16 protein-coding genes are annotated in these 19,857 nt (G+C 67.1%); 7 read left to right on the forward strand and 9 right to left on the reverse strand.

What is annotated here, in order from left to right; genetic code table 11:
- Positions 1-181: 181 nt before the first annotated feature.
- Positions 182-1,789: a phosphoenolpyruvate carboxykinase gene (locus tag LRP66_RS00310; RefSeq protein ID WP_230480452.1), complete on the forward strand. Its 1,608-nt coding sequence runs from the start codon at positions 182-184 to the stop codon at positions 1,787-1,789.
- 404 nt (positions 1,790-2,193) lie between these two features.
- On the opposite strand, the gene LRP66_RS00315 is transcribed toward LRP66_RS00310, so the two are convergent.
- Both LRP66_RS00315 and LRP66_RS00320 read right to left on the reverse strand, forming a co-directional pair.
- Complete coding sequence (locus LRP66_RS00315; protein ID WP_230480453.1) at positions 2,194-2,643, reverse strand: NfeD family protein; 450 nt, start codon at positions 2,641-2,643, stop codon at positions 2,194-2,196.
- Positions 2,640-3,614, reverse strand: coding sequence for an SPFH domain-containing protein (locus LRP66_RS00320; RefSeq protein ID WP_230480454.1), 975 nt, complete (start codon positions 3,612-3,614; stop codon positions 2,640-2,642). The genes LRP66_RS00315 and LRP66_RS00320 overlap by 4 nt, the downstream gene beginning before the upstream one ends.
- A 125-nt stretch (positions 3,615-3,739) precedes the next feature.
- On the opposite strand from LRP66_RS00320, the gene guaB reads away from it, so the two are divergent.
- The 3 genes from guaB to LRP66_RS00335 are packed head-to-tail and all read left to right on the forward strand — an operon-like array spanning position 3,740 to position 6,939.
- The gene (gene guaB / locus LRP66_RS00325; RefSeq protein WP_230480455.1) at positions 3,740-5,197 is read left to right on the forward strand and encodes an IMP dehydrogenase; all 1,458 of its coding nucleotides are present in this window, start codon (positions 3,740-3,742) and stop codon (positions 5,195-5,197) included.
- A gap of 18 nt (positions 5,198-5,215) precedes the next feature.
- The gene (locus LRP66_RS00330; RefSeq protein ID WP_230480456.1) at positions 5,216-6,403 is read left to right on the forward strand and encodes an RsmB/NOP family class I SAM-dependent RNA methyltransferase; all 1,188 of its coding nucleotides are present in this window, start codon (positions 5,216-5,218) and stop codon (positions 6,401-6,403) included.
- A 32-nt stretch (positions 6,404-6,435) separates the two neighbouring features.
- Positions 6,436-6,939, forward strand: coding sequence for a tetratricopeptide repeat protein (locus LRP66_RS00335; protein ID WP_230480457.1), 504 nt, complete (start codon positions 6,436-6,438; stop codon positions 6,937-6,939).
- Positions 6,940-6,995: 56 nt separating this feature from the next.
- Here LRP66_RS00335 and rsmA read toward each other — a convergent pair whose 3' ends face one another.
- The 4 genes from rsmA to LRP66_RS00355 are packed head-to-tail and all read right to left on the reverse strand — an operon-like array spanning position 6,996 to position 12,515.
- A complete protein-coding gene (rsmA, locus tag LRP66_RS00340; protein ID WP_230480458.1) occupies positions 6,996-7,820 on the reverse strand; it encodes a 16S rRNA (adenine(1518)-N(6)/adenine(1519)-N(6))-dimethyltransferase RsmA in 825 nt (274 codons plus the stop codon).
- A 1-nt stretch (position 7,821) separates the two neighbouring features.
- Positions 7,822-8,817: a 4-hydroxythreonine-4-phosphate dehydrogenase PdxA gene (gene pdxA / locus LRP66_RS00345; protein ID WP_230480459.1), complete on the reverse strand. Its 996-nt coding sequence runs from the start codon at positions 8,815-8,817 to the stop codon at positions 7,822-7,824.
- 13 nt (positions 8,818-8,830) lie between these two features.
- Entirely contained in the window at positions 8,831-10,213 is a 1,383-nt protein-coding gene (locus tag LRP66_RS00350) for a peptidylprolyl isomerase (RefSeq protein ID WP_230480460.1), read from the reverse strand.
- A gap of 58 nt (positions 10,214-10,271) precedes the next feature.
- Complete coding sequence (locus tag LRP66_RS00355) at positions 10,272-12,515, reverse strand: LPS-assembly protein LptD (protein ID WP_443026650.1); 2,244 nt, start codon at positions 12,513-12,515, stop codon at positions 10,272-10,274.
- A gap of 174 nt (positions 12,516-12,689) precedes the next feature.
- Here LRP66_RS00355 and LRP66_RS00360 point away from each other — a divergent pair, with 174 nt between their 5' ends.
- A complete protein-coding gene (locus LRP66_RS00360; protein WP_230480461.1) occupies positions 12,690-14,201 on the forward strand; it encodes a leucyl aminopeptidase in 1,512 nt (503 codons plus the stop codon).
- On the forward strand, positions 14,177-14,617 hold the full coding sequence (locus tag LRP66_RS00365; RefSeq protein ID WP_230480462.1) for a DNA polymerase III subunit chi: 441 nt from the start codon (positions 14,177-14,179) through the stop codon (positions 14,615-14,617). The genes LRP66_RS00360 and LRP66_RS00365 overlap by 25 nt, the downstream gene beginning before the upstream one ends.
- A gap of 15 nt (positions 14,618-14,632) precedes the next feature.
- Here LRP66_RS00365 and LRP66_RS00370 read toward each other — a convergent pair whose 3' ends face one another.
- Together LRP66_RS00370 and LRP66_RS00375 are read right to left on the reverse strand one after the other, a co-directional pair.
- Positions 14,633-14,803: a (2Fe-2S)-binding protein gene (locus LRP66_RS00370; protein WP_230480463.1), complete on the reverse strand. Its 171-nt coding sequence runs from the start codon at positions 14,801-14,803 to the stop codon at positions 14,633-14,635.
- Positions 14,804-14,882: 79 nt separating this feature from the next.
- Positions 14,883-16,130 (reverse strand): DUF418 domain-containing protein, encoded by a 1,248-nt coding sequence (locus tag LRP66_RS00375; RefSeq protein WP_230480464.1) that lies wholly within the window; start codon positions 16,128-16,130, stop codon positions 14,883-14,885.
- An 83-nt stretch (positions 16,131-16,213) separates the two neighbouring features.
- Between LRP66_RS00375 and nhaA the strand changes: the two genes are divergently transcribed.
- Entirely contained in the window at positions 16,214-17,620 is a 1,407-nt protein-coding gene (gene nhaA / locus LRP66_RS00380) for a Na+/H+ antiporter NhaA (RefSeq protein ID WP_230480465.1), read from the forward strand.
- Here nhaA and purL read toward each other — a convergent pair.
- A complete protein-coding gene (gene purL / locus LRP66_RS00385) occupies positions 17,617-19,842 on the reverse strand; it encodes a phosphoribosylformylglycinamidine synthase subunit PurL (protein ID WP_230480466.1) in 2,226 nt (741 codons plus the stop codon). The two genes, nhaA and purL, sit on opposite strands and share 4 nt — an antisense overlap.
- Between the last annotated feature and the right edge of the window lie 15 nt (positions 19,843-19,857).

Below are 19,857 nucleotides of genomic sequence, written 5' to 3' on the forward strand. Positions count from 1 at the left end.
AAGGAACCGCCATGCCCATCGGTTAGGCCAAAGCGAGACACGGCTCAACCGTCTTCGCGAATTGCGGTGTTTGACGTGTTAAACAAACCGGCTATGGGACATGCAACGCATACGTGTACGGATGCGCCGAAAACGGTGCCCGGCCCAGTAAGACCGGTGCCATGGGAACGAGGAAGCTCTTATGAACGAACGGATTCCGGAGATCGGTTTGCAGGCGCAGGGGATCGAGACCCGCGCCACGCTGCACTGGAACCTGGTGACCGCCCGACTGCTCGAAACGGCGGTGGCGCGTGGCGAGGGCAAGCTGTCTGCGGACGGGCCGCTGGTCGTCGAGACGGGTGAGCATACCGGCCGTTCGGCGCAGGACAAGTTCATGGTCCGCGACGACGAAACCCGTGACACCGTGTGGTGGGGCAAGACCAACAAGCCGATGAGCCCCGACGACTTCGCCGCGCTCAAGGCCGATTTCTTCGCCGCGCTCGGCCAGAAGGAAGATCTGTTCGTCCAGGACCTGTATGGCGGGTCGCAGCCCGAGCATCGCGTCCGTGTCCGCGTCGTCACCGAGCTGGCCTGGCATAACCTGTTCATCCGCACGATGCTGGTTCGCCCGGAAGAGCACGAGCTGCGCAAGTTCGTCGCGGATTACACCATCATCGACCTGCCCAGCTTCCGCGCCGATCCCGCGCGCCATGGCTGTCGTTCGTCGACGGTGATCGCGGTCAACATGACCGAGAAGCTGATCCTGATCGGCGGGACGCGCTATGCGGGCGAAATGAAGAAGTCGGTCTTCGGGCTGCTCAACTATCTCCTGCCGACGACGGGCGTGATGCCGATGCACTGCTCGGCGAATATGGGCGCGGACGGATCGACGGCGGTGTTCTTCGGCCTGTCGGGCACCGGCAAGACGACCCTGTCCGCCGATGCCAGCCGCACGCTGATCGGCGATGACGAGCATGGCTGGTCGGACACGGCGGTCTTCAATTTCGAGGGCGGATGCTACGCCAAGATGATTCGCCTGTCGCCCGAGGCGGAGCCGGAGATCTTCGCGACCACCAAGCGCTTCGGCACGGTCCTGGAGAATGTCGTGATGGATCCCGTCACGCGCCAGCTCGACCTGGACGACAACAGCCTGGCCGAGAATAGCCGTGGCGCCTATCCGATCGACTTCATCCCCAATGCGTCGAAGGACAATATGGGGGGTGTGCCGCGCAATATCGTGATGCTGACCGCCGACGCCTATGGCATCCTGCCGCCGATCGCGAAGCTGACGCCCGATCAGGCGATGTACCATTTCCTGTCCGGCTATACCGCGCGCGTCGCGGGCACCGAGATCGGCGTGACCGAGCCGGATGCGACCTTCTCGACCTGTTTCGGCGCGCCGTTCATGCCGCGCCATCCGTCGGTCTATGGCAACTTGCTGAAGGAGCGGATCGCCAAGGGCGGGGTCGATTGCTGGCTGGTCAATACCGGCTGGACCGGCGGCAAGTACGGCACCGGCCACCGCATGCCGATCAAGGCGACCCGCGCGCTGCTCAACGCCGCACTGGACGGCAGCCTGAACCAGGCCGAATTCCGGACCGATCCCAATTTCGGCTTCCAGGTGCCGGTTTCGGTGCCGGGCGTCGACCCGGCGATCCTGAACCCGCGCGACACCTGGGCGGACAAGGCGGCCTATGACGCGACGGCGGCCAAGCTGGTCGGCCTGTTCAACGAGAACTTCCAGCAGTTCGCCGAGCATGTCGACGAGGGGGTGCGCGCGGCCGCGCCGAAGGTTTCGGTCCCGGCGTGATGGAAGGGCCGGGGGAGGGCGCTCGTGGCGGGCGTTCTCCCTTGGCCTTCGACTTCGCTCAGGCCGAAGATCCCAGCCTGCGTTGGGATGACCGCTCTTCCGTTCCGAACAGCCTGACCTAGGGCCGATCGACATTCAGCCTATTCTCCCCCTCTCCCCTGGACAGGGGAGAGGGTTAGCGAAGCTTGCCAGCGTGCTGGCCAGCGTAGCTTGGGTGAAGGGTTGAGCGAGCCTTCGGCTCGCGCGCTCTTTGAGCGCATCACCCCTCACCCAGCTCCGACTAAGTTTTTGCTACGCAAAGACCAAGTCTGCGCAACCCTCTCCCCTCGCGAGGGGCGCGGGAAGGACAGGCATGGTTGAATGTCGATCGGCCCTAGGTCGAAGGCCACACCGGTCCGGCGACCTCACTCCGCCAAAGGCTCGACCAGCAACACGCCGCCGTCGACATGAGCGACCCGCAGGCGGGTTCCCGTCTCAGCCTCCGGCCCGCGAACGGGCCACTCGCCGTCGCCCAGCCTTGCGCGACCTTCGCCTCCGATGATCGGCGTCGTGACCGTCACCACCTGTCCCCGCAATCTCAGCGCGGGGGCGTTCAGCACCGGTGCGTCGCTGTCGACGGGGAAATCGCGATACCAGCGTCGCCCGATCACGACACACACCACGCTCCACACCGCGAAACAGGCAAGCTGCACACCGATCGGCACGTCCGGCAGCGCCCAGCTCGTCAGCGCGGTGACACCGGCCGCGATGGCCAGGAAGATCAGGAACACTCCCGGCACCAGCAGTTCGGCGATGCCGAGTGCGAGCCCCGCCGCCAGCCAGAGCGCGGCGGGGTCCAGATCGCCGATCGTCATGAGGATGACTGGTCGAACGGACCCGGCCTGGTGGAGACACGCGGGGCGGCGGCGTCGGGCTTGTTGGGGGCGAGGGCCTCCTTGGCCAGTTCGCCGATCCCGCCGAGCGTCCCGATAAGCTGAGTCGCCTCGACCGGGAACAGGATCGTCTTGGCATTGGGGCTCGTCGCGAACTTGCCCACCGCCTCGACATATTTTTGCGCGATGAAATAGTTGATCGCCTGCGTCCCGCCCGATTCGATCGCTTCCGAGACGACGCGGGTCGCCTTGGCTTCGGCCTCGGCGGCGCGCTCACGCGCTTCGGAGTCGCGATAGGCCGACTCGCGGCGACCCTCGGCCTCCAGGATGCGGGCCTGCTTCTGGCCCTCGGCGCGCAGGATCTCCGACGCGCGCGAGCCCTCGGCCTCGAGGATGTTGGCGCGCTTTTCGCGCTCGGCCTTCATCTGGCGGGCCATGGCGTTGACGATATCGACCGGCGGGCGGATGTCCTTGATCTCGACGCGGGTGATCTTCACGCCCCACGGGGTCGTCGCATGATCGACGACGTTCAGAAGGCGTGCGTTGATCTCGTCGCGCTTCGACAAGGTCTCGTCCAGGTCCATCGACCCCATCACGGTGCGCAGGTTGGTCGTCACCAGATTGAGCAGCGCGACGTACAGGTCCGACACTTCATAGGCCGCCTTGGGCGCGTCAAGCACCTGAAAGAACACGACACCGTCGGTGGAGATCATCGCATTGTCCTTGGTGATGATCTCCTGTCCCGGAATGTCGATCACCTGTTCCATCATGTTCACCTTGCGGCCGACACGATAGAAGAACGCCGGATAGAAGTTGAAGCCGGGGACGGCGGTGCCCGTGTAGCGGCCGAAATGCTCGATCGTATATTGATAGCCCTGGCGGACGATCTTGATCGACATCATCAGGTACATCAGCACCAGCAGCACGGCCAGCGCGGCGATGATCAGGCCCATGGATACTCTCCCCCCTTGACGATCCCACCTCCTTCTAGCACGGCGGTGCAGCTAGGGCCTAGCGGGAACGGCTTGCTTTGGTTACATGGCCCGCCACTTGTTCCCTCCGCAGGATTGGCAGCCCCATGGATATCCGCCTCGGCCTCACCTTCGACGACGTGCTCCTCGTGCCCCAGGAGTCCGACGTTCTGCCGAGCACCGCAGACACGCGCACGCAACTGACCCGCTCGATCGCGCTCAACATCCCGGTCCTGTCGGCGGCGATGGATACCGTGACCGAGGCCGACATGGCGATCGTCATGGCGCAGCTGGGGGGCATGGGTGTCCTTCACCGCAACCTGACCGTCGAGCAGCAGGTGGCGGCGGTCCGCCAGGTCAAGCGGTTCGAGAGTGGCATGGTCGTCAACCCGATCACCATCTCCCCCACCGCGACGCTGGCCGAGGCGCAGGCGCTGATGGCGAGGCACCGGATCAGCGGCATTCCCGTCGTCGAATTCGATGGTCGCCTGGTCGGCATCCTGACCAATCGCGACGTGCGCTTCGCCGAAAACCCGAAGCAGCCGGTATCCGAACTGATGACCCGCGATGATCTGGCGACGGTCAAGGTCGGTGTCGGTCAGGACGAGGCGCGCCGACTGCTCCACGCGCGGCGGATCGAGAAGCTGCTGGTCGTCGACGAAAGCTATCGCTGCGTCGGCCTCATCACGGTGAAGGATATCGAGAAGGCCGTCACCTATCCTTCCGCCACCAAGGATACCGCCGGTCGGCTGCGCGTCGCCGCCGCCTCGACGGTCGGCGAGAAGGGGTTCGAGCGGACCCGCGCGCTGATCGAGGCCGAAGTCGACTGCGTCATCATCGACACGGCGCACGGCCATAACCGCGATGTCGCGCGCGCGGTGGAGGCGGCGAAGAAGCTGTCCGATACGGTGCAGGTGATCGCGGGCAACGTCGCGACGGCCGCCGCCACCCGCGCGCTGATCGATGCGGGCGCGGACGCGGTGAAGGTCGGCATCGGCCCGGGCTCGATCTGCACGACCCGCGTCGTCGCTGGTGTCGGCGTGCCGCAGCTCACCGCTGTCATGGACTGCGCCGAAGAAGGCTGGAAGTCGGGTGTTCCGGTCATCGCCGATGGCGGCCTGCGCACCTCGGGCGATCTCGCCAAGGCGCTCGCGGCGGGGGCGGGGGCCTGCATGGTCGGCTCGCTGCTCGCGGGCACCGAGGAGGCACCGGGCGAAACCTTCCTGTACCAGGGCCGCGCCTACAAGTCCTATCGCGGCATGGGCTCGGTCGGGGCCATGGGGCGTGGCTCGGCGGACCGTTATTTCCAGGGCGATATCAAGGACCAGATGAAGCTGGTTCCCGAGGGGATCGAGGGCCAGGTCGCCTATAAGGGGCCTGCGCGCGATGTCATCCACCAGCTCGTCGGCGGCATCAAGGCGGCGATGGGCTATACCGGTTCGGCGACGCTGGAGGCCCTGCGCGAACGCGCGCAGTTCGTCCAGATCACCGGTGCCGGCCTGAAGGAAAGCCACGTCCACGACGTGACCATCACGCGTGAGGCTCCCAATTACCCGACCCGCTGATCCAAAGGGCCCGTCCGCATGACGCCAGCCGCACGCACCCAGGCGGCGATCGAGTTGCTCGACGCGATCGTCGCCGCCGCCGAGACTGGCGGCGCGGCGGCGGACACGCTGATCGCCCGCTATTTCTCGACGCGCCGCTATGCCGGATCGAAGGATCGGCGTGCGGTACGCGAGCTGGTCTATGCCGCCATTCGTCAGGCAGGGCCGGTGCCGGTGTCGGGCCGGGCGGCGATGGTCGCGGTGGCCGACCGGGAGCCGGGACTCGCGGAGACCTTCGATGGCTCCACCCACGGCCCTGCCCCGATCACCCCGGATGAGCCGCGCGCCGAGGAGGGCGTCGCGCCGCATTGGCTGGTCGAGGCGCTGAGCGCCTCGGGGCTCGACACGGAACAGCAGGCCGCGCTGGTCGACCGCGCGCCACTCGACCTTCGGGCGAACAGCCTGGCGACGACACGCGATGCGGTGCGCGAGCAGCTTCCCGAGGCCAGTGCGACGCCGATCGCCCCGCTGGGGCTGCGATTGCCGAGCGGGACGCCGGTCGAGCAGACTGACCTGTACCGCGCCGGCCTGTTCGAAGTGCAGGATGAAGGAAGCCAGTTGGTCGGCGCCGCGCTGTCCGCCGAACCGGGCGAGTGGCTGGTCGATCTGTGCGCGGGGGCGGGGGGCAAGACGCTGCAACTCGCCGCCGCGATGGACAATCGCGGCGCGCTGCTCGCCTGCGACATCGACCGCGCGCGCCTGCAAAAGCTGCCGCCGCGCGCCGAACGCGCGGGCGCGACGATCATCGAGAGCCGCTTGCTCAACCCCGGACGCGAGGCCGAGATGCTGTCCGACTGGACGGGCAAGGCCGACGGCGTGCTGATCGATGCACCGTGTTCGGGCACCGGAACCTGGCGTCGCAATCCGGAGGCGCGATGGCGTCTCACCCCCGACCGTCTCGCGCGGCTCAGGGCGATGCAGGATCAGGTTCTGGAGATCGGGGCCGGGCTCGTGAAGCCGGGCGGGCGGATGGTCTATATCGTCTGCTCGTTGCTCGATGCCGAGGGGCGCGATCAGGTCGCGGGTTTCCTCGCCCGCCATGGCGGTTGGGCTGCCGAGCCCGTCGAGCCGACGTTCGGCACGCCGCACGGCCCCGGCCAGCGCCTCGATCCCGCGCGCCATGGCACCGATGGCTTTTTTGTCGCCTGCCTACGGGCGCCATGCTAGCAATCGGCGCAGTGCCCAGTCCGGAGTTCCTCATGCGTTTGACGTCCCTGGCCGCCGCCGCCGCTCTCGCCGTGGTATCGGTCTCCACCTCGCTCAGCGGGCAGCGTCCCGACAGCCAGATCGATGCCCGGTCGCTGCAACTGCTCGAGCAGGCGCGGGGGATGAAGGCCTCGGGTAATCTGGACGGGGCGACCGACGCGCTGGAGACGGCGGTGGCGGTCGACCCGCGCAATCGCGCGGCATTCGTCCTGCTGGCCGAGGTCGCGGATGCGCGCGGCCTGCCCGGCAAGGCGATCCGGCTCTATCGCGAAGCATTGCTGCTCGACCCCAATGACCTGAAGGCGTTGCGCGGGCAGGGGGAGGCGCTGGTCCAGCGCGGCGCGGTCGCGCGGGCGAAGGACAATCTCGCCAAGATCAAGACGCTCTGCAAGTCGGACTGCGGCGACGCGACCGCGCTGGCGGCGCAGATCGCCAAGGGCCCGCCCACGCCGATCACGACGGCGCAGGTCGATACCAAGGGTGAGACCAAGGAATAGCAATCCCCACCACCGCCGCTCCGCCATGGTCCCCCTCCCCGTGCCGGGGAGGAGCGTCAGGCCAGCGTGCGGGCCAGGGCGATGAACTCCTCCACCGACAGCGTTTCGGCGCGGCGGGCCGGATCGATGCCGATCGCTTCCATTGCCTCCACCGCACCGGCCACCGGCTTGAGGCTCTGGCGGAGCATCTTGCGCCGCTGGCCGAAGGCAGCCGCAGTCAGGCGTTCGAGGATGCGGAAGCTCACCCCCTCGGGCGCGGGCTTGGGGGTGATGTGGACGACCGCCGACATCACCTTGGGCGGGGGCGTGAAGGCGGAACGGTGAACCGGCATCGCGATCCGCGCCTCGCTGCGCCACTGGGTCAGCACGGCAAGCCGTCCATAGGCCGACTGGTCGGCGGCGGCGACGATCCGCTCCGCCACTTCCTTCTGGAACATCAGCGTACAGGACTGCCACCAGGGCAACCACGCGCCCGAGAGCCATCCGACGAGCAACGGCGTCCCGACATTATAGGGCAGGTTGGAAACGATGTGCGGCTTGTCCTCGAACAGCTCGGGCGCGTTGATGCGCAGCGCGTCGCCCTCGATGACCTTCAATCGACCGGGAAAGGCTTCGGCCAATTCGGCCAGCGCCGGGATGCAGCGACGGTCGCGCTCGATCGCGGTGACGCGCCCGCCCGCCATCAGCAGCGCACGGGTCAGTCCGCCGGGTCCGGGGCCGATCTCCAGCACCTCCCGATCGGTCAGGTCGCCCGGTATCGCCGCGATCCGGGCCAGCAACTGGCCGTCGAACAGGAAGTTCTGACCGAGCGACTTCGACGCCGACAGGCCGTGCCGCGCGATCACCTCGCGCAAGGGGGGCAGGGGGGTGACGGGGGTCATGTCAGGCCGCGGCCTCGGCGCGGCGGCGCGCCGCATCGCCCGCCATGGCGATCGCCGCGATCATCGCGCCGGGATGCGCGCGATCCTGGCCCGCGATTCCGAAGGCGGTGCCGTGATCGGGTGAGGTCCGGACGATCGGCAGGCCCAAGGTGATGTTGACGCCCTCGTCGAAATGGATCGTCTTGAGCGGCACCAGCGCCTGGTCGTGATAGCAGCACAGCACCGCGTCATAGGCGGCCCGCGCGCGTGGGTGGAACAGCGTGTCGGCGGCGAACGGCCCGGTCGCGTCGATCCCCTCGGCGCGAAGCTGTGCGATGGCGGGTTCGATCAGGTCGATCTCCTCACGCCCGATCGCACCGCTTTCCCCCGCGTGCGGGTTCAGCCCGGCAAAGGCGAGGCGCGGTGAGCGGATGCCGAAATTCTTGCACAGCCCGCGTGCCGTCGCGCGCCCCTTGGCCGCGATCAGTTCGACCGACAAGAGTCCCGGGACGGCGGCGAGCGGTACATGCGTGGTGATCGGCACGACGCGCAGGGACGGTCCGGCAAGCATCATCACCGCATTCGCTCCCGACACGCCACAGCGTTCGGCCACGAACTCGGTCTGGCCGGGGTGGATGAAGCCGATATCGTAGAGCTGCGCCTTGCTGACCGGGCCGGTGACCAGCGCACTCGCCGCGTCGGAACGGACCAGACCGACCGCAAGCTCGAGCGCGTGGAGCGCGCAGCGGGCCCCCTCGACATCCGGCTGGCCGGGGCGGATCTCGCCCGCTTCATCGATCGACAGGATCGGCAAGGCCCGGTCGAACGCCGCCACGGCGCTCGCCATGTCGGAGACACGGAGCGTCGGTCCGCTCCACACCCGCTCGATCGCGCGCACGTCGCCGACCGCCAGGAAGGGCGGCAGATCCGCCTCGTGCCGCGCGGTCCAGGCCTTGGCGATGATCTCGGGCCCGATACCGGCCGGATCACCCATGGAGATTGCCAGCGGACGGATCATCGCTGCCGCCCGATCAACGATATTCGATCACCGCGTCGCGGCGAAGATCGCGCATCTTCTGGTTCGCGCGCAGGTTGACCCGCTGCTGCTCGACCTGATTCTGGATTTGGTCGCTGCTCGGCAGATTGCCCGAGCGCGGCTCCTCACGGTCGCACAGCACGAGCGAGCGGACGCCCTGCTCGGGCGAGCCGAAGGGCGGCGTCGCCTCACCAATTTGCAGCTTCAGCAGGATTTCCTGGAGCGGCGCGGGAAGCTGGCGGATGGTGACTTGGTCGTTGTCGACCACTTCGGCCTTGAGCGCGGTCGCAACGCGCTGCACGTCGCCGCAGCCACGGATCGCCTGGGTCGCCTTGGCGAACTCCCCGGCACGCGCGGTCGCCTGCGCCTGGGTGGTGCCCGCCGGGAACTTCACCGTCAGCTGCTTGAGCGACAGACGCGAATCGCGCGGGTCGGCGGTCAGCACCTGGCGCTTGTCGGTCAGGTACAGGATCGAGAAGCCGCCGGGGATCTGGATCGGTCCGGCCACCTGGCCGACCTGCATCTGCTGCGCCGCCGACTGGAGCTCCGGCGGCAACTGCGCCGCGCGGACCCAGCCCAGGTCGCCGTTCACCGCGCGGGTCGACGCCTCGGAGAAGCTGCGCGCGAAATATTCGAAGGGCTGTTGGCCCTTCTGGATCTCGCCGATGATCTGGCGCGCATTGGCGAAGACCTGCTGCTGCGTCGCCTCGTTGGCCGAGAGGAAGATCTCCTTGAGGTTATATTCCTCGGTTCCCTTCGCGGCTTCCAGCCGGGCACGGATCGCGTTGACCTCTTCGTCGCCGACATTGACGAAGGGTTCGACGCGCTTGCGCAGATAACGGCTCCAGGCCAACTCACCCTCGATCTGGCGGCGCATCGACTTGTCCGACGAACCGACCGAGCGGAGGTAGGGGGTCATCGTGGCGGGCGTCTTGCCGAACTGCTGCGAGAAGCGGGCATAGGCCTGATTGATCTCGTCGGGCGTGATCGTGATGTCGGCGGTCTTCGCTTCCTGAATCTGCAGCGTCTCGTCGATCAGCTGGCGCAGGATCTGCATCCTCAGGCGATCGCGATCCTCGGGCGACAAATTGGTCACGTTGTTGAGCGCCATGGCCAGCGCCATGCGCTGATCGATGTCGGTCTGGGTCAGGACCGTCTCGTTGACGATCGCGGTCGGCTTGCGGACATTGGGGTCCAGCTTGCCGAAGAGCTGAAGATTGGAGGGGATGTTAAGCCCACCGGTGTCGGGCACCGCCTGATCCGGCACGGTCTGCGCCAGCGTGCCCGCGGCCATGGCGGCCATCATCATCGTCACGCCCGCGCGAAGAAAGCGGCCCTTGGTACGAATGTCGTTCTTCACCGTGTCTGTGATCCTCATCGCGCCTGAATGGGGCGCGTAACCGTCGCGATATGGCTCGACCATGCTGAATACCGGCTTAGCGACCGAGATTGGTGAACGCCAGCGTCAACAGGTAGCTGTTGCCCGCGCGTGCGTCGCCGGTGTTCACATAGTCCCGCCGCCAGGTGAAGCCCAGGCGGAGGCAGTCGTCCTCATATTGCACGCCCAGCCGGTGGCGAATCGGATCGAAACCGTTGGACAGCGACAGCGCGTCCTCGCGCCGGTCGGTCAGGTCGATCACGGTCGATCCGAATGCCGACCAGAAGCGCGCGAACTGCACCCGCCCGGCGAGCCGGACCTCTTCGCGATCCTGCAAATCCTCGATCGATGTGAAGATGTTACGGTTCAGCCGGAGATAGCCTGCCTGGAAATAGGTGGAGCGCGAACCGATCGTCGCATCGATCTCGTTCCGACGGACCGCGAAGCTGTCCTTGTCCAGGCGGAAGCGGTGGGTGAGCGACACGAAATCGCGGAACCGGATCTCGGTCCGCCCGACGATGTCGGACCAGCGATCCGACAGGCCGGTGCCCGGATAGAGAATGGTCGGACGGTCGTTGAGACGGAAACTCTGTCCGATCAAAGTATCGAACGTGAAGCCCGGCAGGGTCAGCGCCCATTGCGCGCCATAGGTGATCCGCGTCGAATCCTCGAATCGGTCGTAACCGGGGAATCGATTCAGCGCGAAGAGGTTCGAGTCCTCCAGATCGACCGAACGGGCGTCTTCGTTGGGAATGTCGATATTCTTGATCTTGGGGCTCGCGACGATCTGAACGCGCGGGGTGAAGCGCTGGCTGCCGCCCCAGAGTTCGCCGACGAACGGCCACTTCACATCGACCGCCAGCGCGCCGATCGCACGGCCCTGGAACCCCTCCAGCCCCTGATAGACGAGGGGGGTCGAGGCGATGTTGTTCGAATTATAGGCGTCGCCGCGACCATAGGCGGTGAAGGTCACCTCCTGCCCCCAATTGGTCAGGCGGCGGAGGTCCCAACGCAGGCTGGCAAAGGCGCGCTGCGTATCCTGGCCCGCGGTACGGCTGATCGCCAGGGTGTTGAGTTCCATCTCGAACTTGCCGCCGAGCAGGCCGTCGTCGAAGCGGCGGCGATAGTCGAGCTCCGGCAGTGCGATCGGCTGCTGCCCCTGCGGATCGTTGACGCGTAGCGTCTCGACATACCAGCCGGTCAGCGAGAAGTAGCTGTCGGCGTCGATATGCTCGAGGCTGGCGGTGGTACGCAGCCGGTCGTCGCGGGAGAGGTCGTAGCGACGCAGGAAGGTGCGGTCGGTCGTGATCCGCATCGAACCCGACAGGCTCCATTCGGGCGAGAATTGATAGCGTCCGACCGCATCCAGATAGCCGCGAAACGCCTGGCTCGTATCGGTCGGATCGAGCGTGTTCAGGTCGTCGCTTCGACGGCTGGCGGTGGCATAGCCGGTCACCCGGAATGCGCCGACGGTCGACAGCGCCTCATATTGCGCCTGCAACATCGGCAGCACGGCGCTGAAGACATGCGGGGTGACGGTAAGCCCCTGGTTCGGCGCCAGCCGCCAGTAATAGGGCACCGCGACCTCGACGCCGTTGACCCGGTCGAGTCGGATATCGGGGGTCAGAAAGCCGCTGTCGCCGCCCGACCCGACCGGCGCGGACAGGCGCGGCAGGGGGATGGTGGGCAGACCGAACAGGTTGAGTCGCGCGCCATTGAAATAGACACGTTCGCGATCGGGGCGATAGGTCACCTTGACCGCCGTGATCTTCCACGACGGCTCCTTGGGGCACCCATCCGAGGTCTCGACCGCGCAAGGCGTATAGGCAGCGTGCTCGAGATCGACCCGGCCGTCGGGCTGGCGCGTGCCCCGGTCGGCGGCGAGGCGACCGCCCTGTTCCAGCACGACGAGCATATTGTCGACGACGCCGTCCTTCAGCGAGTCGGTCAGCTCGATCTGGTCGCCATAGGCGATGTCGCCTTCGGGATTGGTGATCGCGATATTGCCGGTCGCGAGCACCTTGCCCGTCTTGCGGTTCCAGGTGACCTTGTCGGCGCGTAGCCGCTCGCCCTCGCGGAACATGCGCACTTCGCCGGTCGCGACGACGATGTCCGCATTCATGTCGTATTCGAGCTGGTTCGAACTGAACCGTACCTGGTTGGCCTCGGGCGCGGCGCCCTCTGCCGGTGGCGGCGAGACGGGGCGATCCTGAAGGTCCTGCGCGGCGGCCGGATTCGCGGCCAGTACGGCCAACGACAGGGTGAAGGGCAGGGCGCTGCCGGTCAGAAGCGTCACTCGCAACACGATGATATCTGGTCCGTCCTTGCCGACACGATGAAAAAGCCGCCCGGGCAGGGCGACGCCGTCAAGGGTCCGCCTATCGCATCACCGGCGGCTTGCTGCAATCGCGCGCTTGCCAGACGAGGCTTTCGGCCTAGATGATAGCAACAGTTACTAGTTCATCAGGGGTTTCCCATGCAGATCGCCTTCACCACCGCCATCGATGCGAGCGACGTGCTCGTCGTTCCGATTCCGAAGGACGGTACGATCACCGGGGCGGTCGGTGGCGACGACATGGTCGCGATCGCCAAGGCGGCGACCGACGCCGCGCGTTTCAAGGGCGAGGCGGGCTCGATCGTCGAGGTTTTCGCCCCTGTCGATGGCGGTGTGCGCCGGGTTGTGCTGCTGGGCGTCGGAGAGGGCAAGGATGCCGACTGGCGCAAGGCCGGCGGTGCGCTGACGGCCAGGCTTTTGACCAGCGCCACCTCGGCTTCGGTCCTGCTGACGGGCCTGGCGACCACGCCTTCGGGCGACGCGGTGGCCGCCTTTGCGGGTGCGGCGGTCCAGCGCGGCTGGCGGCATGACGTGTACCGGACCAAGCTGCCCGAAACCGCAAAGCCGACGCTGACCCGGATCGCCATCGTCCAGGCCGGGGCGGATGCCGAGGCGGCCTTCGCGCGCGTCCATGCGGTCAATGGCGGACTGGATCTCACCCGCACGCTCGTGTCGGAGCCGCCGAACAAGCTCTACCCCGAAAGCTTCGTCGAGCGTGTCCTGAACGACGTCGAGGGTCTGGGCCTGGAGGTCACCGTGCTCGACGAGGCGCAGATGCGCGATCTTGGCATGGGTGCGCTGCTGGGCGTCAGCCAGGGCTCGGTACGCGAAGGGCGCCTGCTGGTGCTGAAATGGAACGGCGGCGGTGCGGATGCCGAGACGCTGGCGCTGGTCGGCAAGGGCGTGACCTTCGACACCGGCGGCATTTCGATCAAGCCCGCCGCCGGCATGGAAGACATGAAGTGGGACATGGGCGGCGCGGGTGCCGTCGCGGGTGCGATGAAGGCGATCGCGGCGCGCAAGGCCAAGGCCAATGTCGTCGGCGTCATGGGCCTGGTCGAGAACATGCCCGACGGCAATGCGCAGCGTCCCGGCGACGTGGTCACCTCCATGTCCGGCCAGACGATCGAGGTGATCAACACCGATGCCGAGGGACGGCTGGTGCTGTGCGATGCGCTGACCTGGGTGCAGAAGACCCATTCGCCGTCGACCATCGTCGACCTTGCGACGCTGACCGGCGCGATGATCATCAGCCTGGGCAACGAGCATGGCGGCCTGTTCGCCAATGACGATTCGCTGGCCGACGCGCTGCTCGCGGCGAGCCGTACCACCGACGAGAAGCTGTGGCGCTTCCCGCTGTCGGAGGCTTATGACAAGCTGATCGACAGCCAGATCGCCGACATGAAGAATGTCGGACCGCGCGGCGGCGGCTCGATCACGGCGGCGCAGTTCCTGAAGCGCTATATCAACGAGGGCGTCGCCTGGGCGCATCTCGATATCGCGGGCATGGTCTGGTCGGAAAAGCCCGGCGTCAATCACGACAAGGGCGCCACGGGCTATGGCGTGCGGCTGCTCGACCAGTTCGTCGCGGACCGGTTCGAGGCGAAACGGGGAAGGGCGGCGCGGTCGTGCAGGTCGATTTCTACCATCTGACGATCGCGCCGCTCGACCGGTTGCTGCCCGTCATCGCCGAGCGGGTGACGGCGGGCGGCAATCGCCTGCTGATCGTCAGTGGCGACGCCGACCAGCGCGCGGCACTCGATCGGCAGCTTTGGATGATCCCCGCCGACGGTTTCCTGCCCCATGCGCAGGCGGGGGAGGCGGACGATGCCGCGCAACCGGTTCTGATCGCGGGCGATCTACAGGCGGGCAACGGCGCCCGGCATATCGCACTGGCAGACGGACTGTGGCGCGACGAGGCTTTGGGCTTCGAGCGCGTGTTTCATTTCTTCGATGGCGATCGGATCGACGAAGCGCGATCCGCCTGGCGGTCCCTTGCGGAGAGGGACGGCGTCGAGCGACGCTACTGGAAGCAGAATGATCAGGGGCGCTGGGAACAGGCGGCCTGATCGCGGGCGCGGGGCTCAGGCGGCCGCGCGTTCCTCTTCGATGATCGCCCGCGCCACGACGGCGCACTGGCCGCATTTCGGTTGGCGCCCGAGCGCCTGATACATCTGGCAGGGGGTCATCGACCCGGCCCGTGCGGCATCGCGAACCTGCGACTCCCGGATGGCATTGCACACGCAAACGACCAAGACGCTCTCCTTCAAAAGCAACGTCCGTATAGCGCTAATGAGAGTGGATCGCAAGGCTGTTGCGAGGCGTTTGCAGATATTATGCGGCCTGGTTGAGCCTCGCATTGGTCGCCATTCGCCATATCCGCTCCAGCGGACCCTGGCCGAACCGGTCGAGCCAGGGCTTCGACCAGAGCAGCATCGACGCCCACATCGGCGGCGCCAGCAGATAGAGGTCGGCGCGGTTCCAGCGCGCGAATTGCCCGAGCCCGTGGCCGTAGAAGATGAACGTCATCACCACGCTGGTCGCGAGATAGTTGGAAAAGGCCATCCGTCCGGCGGCGGCTATCCGTGTCGTCCACCAGCCGCCCGGTGTGAGCAGCAACAGGATCAGCGCGGCATAGCCGACGGTTCCGATCAACCGGAAGGGAATGTTCAGGAACAGCTCGACCAGTGCGACCGCGCGAACGTCATAGTCGCTGGCCATGATAGCGAGCGCCATTGCCGCATATGCGCCGCAGGCAAGCGGGATCGTGATCGCGGCGCAACGCCGATAGGCCCGCCGCGACCACTGGCCGGTCAGAAAGCCTGACTTGAGCGCCGCCATGCCGAGCAGCATCGCGCCGAGCGTGTCGGGACCGATCTGGATCAGGTCGAGCAGCGGATTACCGTTGTTTTCCAGCCGAAAGGCCGTGGCCGTCGCCCAGGATCCGCGCATCGCGGCGATCTCGGGCAGGAGCTGCGAGGGGGCGGGCGTGCCGAAGGCCGCCTGATAGAGGTTCCAGAGCGCGGCCGATTGCGGCGTGTCGCGTGCCGCCGCGGCCAGCAGTCCGAAACATTCGAGCCATCCCATCGCCATCGACAGCCCGGCCATGGCGATTGCGGTCCAGAACAATCCGCGCGTCCCCAGCCCGACAAAGCCGAGCGCGATCACCCCGACCAGCGCGTAGTGCGCGAGGATGTCGCCCGTCCAGATGAATGTCAGATGCAAGAGCCCGAACAGGAACAGCACCGCCATGCGGCGCAGATGGATCGACGCGCCGTTGCGCCCGGCGGCGTCGGCACGTTGGAGGATGAGCAAGGTCGACGCACCGAACAGCAGCGAGAACAGCCCACGCATCCGCCCGTTGACGAAGACCTCGTTCAGGAACCAGCTCGCACGGTCGATGCTCCGCGCACCGCCCCACGCGATCGGGTTCGAATAGGCGGGATCGGGAAGCGCGAAGCCGGGGAGGTTCGCCAGCAGGATCGCCATCACCGCGACGCCGCGCAGCACGTCGAGCGTCACCCAGCGTGCCCCGGTCGGCGGCACGGCGGGCGATGGGGCAGGGGCGGAACCGTCGACCAAGATGTTGCTCCAAGCGTGTCGGGCGGGCTTAGAGAGCATGGCGCAGGATGCAACCGCCGGTCCGCCAAAGCATTGGCCTTCATATGGGATTATCGCCTCGCCTGACCGGACGTGCCACCGCGCGTGCGCACCATTCACCGGCCGCAACGGCGTTCCTGCGCCGGATCGAGCCGTTTTTCGCAGGAAGCGAGGTGACCGGCGGACCGCTGCTGCTGGCGACGATCCTGGCGCTTGTGATGACGAACAGCCCCTGGGCGCGGGCCTTTGAGGGGTTCTGGGATAGTCCCGTCGCGATCCGTTTCGGGGCGGAGCAGGTGTCCCACACGCTGGCGGAGTGGATCGACCACGCCCTCCTGCCGCTGTTCTTCGTCATCATCGGTGCCGATGTGAAGCGCGAGATGGTCAGTGGTCCGCTCGCGCACTGGCGGACCGCCGCCTTCCCGCTTGCGGGGGCGATGGGCGGGATGCTGGTGCCGGTCGGGCTGTTCCTGCTCGTTGCGGGTGGCACCGAGGGGCAGCCCGGATGGGGCAGCGTGATCACCACCGACACCGCCTTCGGCCTCGCGCTGATCGCGGTCTTTGCGACGCGGCTGCCCGCCGGGCTACGCGCGCTGATGCTGGCGTTCGCGGCGGTCGACGATGTCGGCGGCCTGCTGGTCATCGCGTTCGCCTATAGCGCCGCGATCGATCCGCGCGGGGTGATCGTCGCTGCGATCGCTCTGGCGGGGATCGTCGGGTTGCGCCGGGTCGGCTGGGTGTCGTCGGTCCCCTATGTGCTGCTGGCGCTGATCGTCTGGGGCGGAGTGCTCGAGTCCGGCATCCATGCGACCATCGCCGGTGTCATGATCGGGCTGACCGTCCCGGTCGCTCCGCGTCTCGAGCAGCGTGATTTCGCCGAAAAGGTCCAGCGGCGGGTCGACGAATTCCAGCATGCGCACGGCGCGGCGGAGCGTGCGGACGATGACGAGGAGGAGCAACAGCTTCGCGAACGTGCGGAGGAACGGCTGGGTTATCTGCACGAAATGGCGTCGGCGACCCGCGTGGCGAGCAGCCGCCTGATCGAGATACTGACCCCGTGGGTCAATTATGTCGTGTTGCCGCTCTTTGCGCTGTCCAATGTCCGCATCCATGTCTCGGGCGCGTTGCTGTCGACGGTCTTCAGTCCGCTCGTCCTGGGCGTCGTGCTCGGGCTGGTGGTGGGCAAGCCGCTGGGTTTCCTGGGCTTCACCTGGGCGGCGAGTGCGCTTGGCCTCGCGCGGCGGCCCGATCAGGTGAGCTGGCCGATGGTCGTCGGGGTCGGCGCGCTGGCAGGGATCGGCTTTACGATCTCGCTGTTCATCGCCGGACTGGCGTTCGGCGGTGGCGAGCTGCGCGAGGCGGCATCGCTCGGCATCCTGATCGCCTCGATCCTGGCGGCGGGGATAGGCTATCTGATCCTTCACCGCTGCGCGGAGCCCCGACGCGCGGTCGAGGCTCCGGCAATGCCTTAAGCGAGGGCGGCGTCGGCGCCCATCAGGCTGGGGAAGAAGCCCTCATGCGCGCGGCGGAGATCGTCGAGCGGAACGACGAAATCGCCATCCTCGCGCTCGAAGATCAGGCGGCTGCCCGCGGTGCGCCCGATCCGCTCGACCTCGACGCCCGCCTGATGCGCGTTCGCCAGGAAGTCGATCAGCGCGGTGTCCTCGACCGTGGCGACATACAGGCCCTGGTCCTCGGCGAAGAGCTGGCGGCAGGCTTCGCCCTGTTCGGGGAACTGGATCAGCGCGCCGATATTGGCGGCCAGTGCCATTTCCGCAACCGCGACCGCGACACCGCCGTCCGCGACGTCATGCACCGCGGTCAGATGACCGGCGGTGATCGCCGCGCGCACGAGGTCTCCGGTACGACGCTCGGCATCGAGGTCGATCGAGGGGGGCGGCCCCGCGTCGCGGCCCTCGATCCCGTGGACTTCGCGCAGCCATAGCGACTGGCCGATCTCGCCCTTCGGTGCGCCGATCAGGACGATCACGTCGCCGGTGCCCTTGAAGGCGATGGTCGCCGACTTGGACCAGTCGGCCATCAGGCCGACGCCGCCGATCGCGGGGGTCGGCAGGATCGCCGAGCCGCCGCCGGTCGCCTTCGACTCGTTGTAGAGCGAGACGTTGCCCGACACGATCGGATAGTCGAGCGCGCGACAGGCCTGGCTCATGCCCTCCAGGCAGCCGACGATCTGCCCCATGATCTCGGGCCGCTGCGGATTGGCGAAGTTGAGGCAGTTGGTGATGGCGAGCGGCTTGGCGCCCACCGCCGTGATGTTGCGCCACGTCTCGACGACCGCCTGCATACCGCCGGTGACCGGATCGGCATAGCAATAGCGCGGGGTGCAGTCGGTGCTCATCGCGAGCCCCTTTTGCGTGCCATGGACGCGGACCACGGCGGCATCGCCGCCGGGACGCTGCACCGTGTCGCCGCCGACCATATGGTCATACTGTTCCCAGATCCACCGGCGCGAGGCGATGTCGGGCGAGCCCATCAGCTTGAGCAGGTCGGCGGCCGGATCCTGGCAGCCCGGCGAGGTGATCGCGGGCGGAACCGCGGTCGGGACATGCGGGCGGTCATAGAGGGGTGCGTCGTCGGCCAGCGGCGCGAGCGGTATGTCGCACACCACCTCGCCCTTGTGACGCAGGACCATGCGGCCGGTGTCGGTGACGTGGCCGATGACCGCGAAGTCCAACTCCCACTTGCGGAAGATGCCTTCCGCGAAAGCCTCGCGGCCGGGCTTCAGCACCATGAGCATCCGCTCCTGGCTCTCCGACAGCATCATCTCGTAAGTGGTCATGCCCTCTTCGCGCTGGGGCACGTCGTCCATGATCAGCTCGATACCGACGCCGCCCTTGGACGCCATCTCGACCGACGACGAGGTCAGGCCCGCCGCGCCCATGTCCTGGATCGCGACGATCGCGTCCGACGCCATGAGTTCGAGGCACGCCTCGATCAGCAGCTTTTCGGTGAAGGGATCGCCGACCTGCACGGTCGGACGCTTGGCATCCGCATCCTCGCCGAAATCAGCCGAGGCCATGGTCGCGCCGTGGATACCGTCGCGGCCGGTCTTGGAGCCGACATAGACGATCGGATTGCCGACGCCGCTGGCCGCCGAATAGAAGATCTTGTCCTGATCCGCGACGCCGACGGTCATCGCGTTGACCAGGATGTTGCCGTCATAGGCCGGGTGGAAATTGACCTCGCCACCCACGGTCGGCACGCCGACGCAGTTGCCATAGCCGCCGATGCCATGGACCACGCCAGAGATCAGGTGACGCATCTTGGGATGGTCGGGCCGACCGAAGCGCAGCGCGTTGAGGTTCGCGACCGGTCGCGCGCCCATGGTGAAGACGTCGCGCAGGATCCCGCCGACGCCCGTCGCCGCACCCTGATACGGCTCGATGTACGAGGGGTGGTTGTGGCTCTCCATCTTGAAGATGGCGGCCTGGCCGTCGCCGATGTCGATGACGCCCGCATTCTCGCCGGGGCCGCAAATGACCTGAGGCCCTTCGGTGGGCAGCTTCTTCAGGTGGATGCGGCTCGACTTGTAGCTGCAATGCTCCGACCACATCACCGAGAAGATGCCGAGCTCGACGAGATTGGGCTCGCGGCCCAGCGCGTTCAGGACGCGCTGATATTCGTCTTCGGACAGGCCGTGGTCGGCGACGATCTGGGGCGTGATCTCGGTCATGGCCCGCGCCTTTAA

The sequence above is a fragment of the Sphingomonas sp. Leaf21 genome, from assembly GCF_916858675.1.
Lineage (GTDB): Bacteria > Pseudomonadota > Alphaproteobacteria > Sphingomonadales > Sphingomonadaceae > Sphingomonas.

What these genes read in the sequence shown, in the direction of transcription:
- LRP66_RS00315 (WP_230480453.1), bottom strand. Translation starts at nt 2,643, where the DNA reads ATGACGATCGGCGATCTGGACCCCGCCGCGCTCTGGCTGGCGGCGGGG.
- LRP66_RS00310 (WP_230480452.1), top strand. Translation starts at nt 182, where the DNA reads ATGAACGAACGGATTCCGGAGATCGGTTTGCAGGCGCAGGGGATCGAG.
- LRP66_RS00350 (WP_230480460.1), bottom strand. Translation starts at nt 10,213, where the DNA reads ATGAGGATCACAGACACGGTGAAGAACGACATTCGTACCAAGGGCCGC.
- purL (WP_230480466.1), bottom strand. Translation starts at nt 19,842, where the DNA reads ATGACCGAGATCACGCCCCAGATCGTCGCCGACCACGGCCTGTCCGAA.
- LRP66_RS00335 (WP_230480457.1), top strand. Translation starts at nt 6,436, where the DNA reads ATGCGTTTGACGTCCCTGGCCGCCGCCGCCGCTCTCGCCGTGGTATCG.
- LRP66_RS00360 (WP_230480461.1), top strand. Translation starts at nt 12,690, where the DNA reads ATGCAGATCGCCTTCACCACCGCCATCGATGCGAGCGACGTGCTCGTC.
- pdxA (WP_230480459.1), bottom strand. Translation starts at nt 8,817, where the DNA reads ATGATCCGTCCGCTGGCAATCTCCATGGGTGATCCGGCCGGTATCGGG.
- LRP66_RS00330 (WP_230480456.1), top strand. Translation starts at nt 5,216, where the DNA reads ATGACGCCAGCCGCACGCACCCAGGCGGCGATCGAGTTGCTCGACGCG.
- rsmA (WP_230480458.1), bottom strand. Translation starts at nt 7,820, where the DNA reads ATGACCCCCGTCACCCCCCTGCCCCCCTTGCGCGAGGTGATCGCGCGG.
- LRP66_RS00320 (WP_230480454.1), bottom strand. Translation starts at nt 3,614, where the DNA reads ATGGGCCTGATCATCGCCGCGCTGGCCGTGCTGCTGGTGCTGATGTAC.
- nhaA (WP_230480465.1), top strand. Translation starts at nt 16,214, where the DNA reads ATGGGATTATCGCCTCGCCTGACCGGACGTGCCACCGCGCGTGCGCAC.
- guaB (WP_230480455.1), top strand. Translation starts at nt 3,740, where the DNA reads ATGGATATCCGCCTCGGCCTCACCTTCGACGACGTGCTCCTCGTGCCC.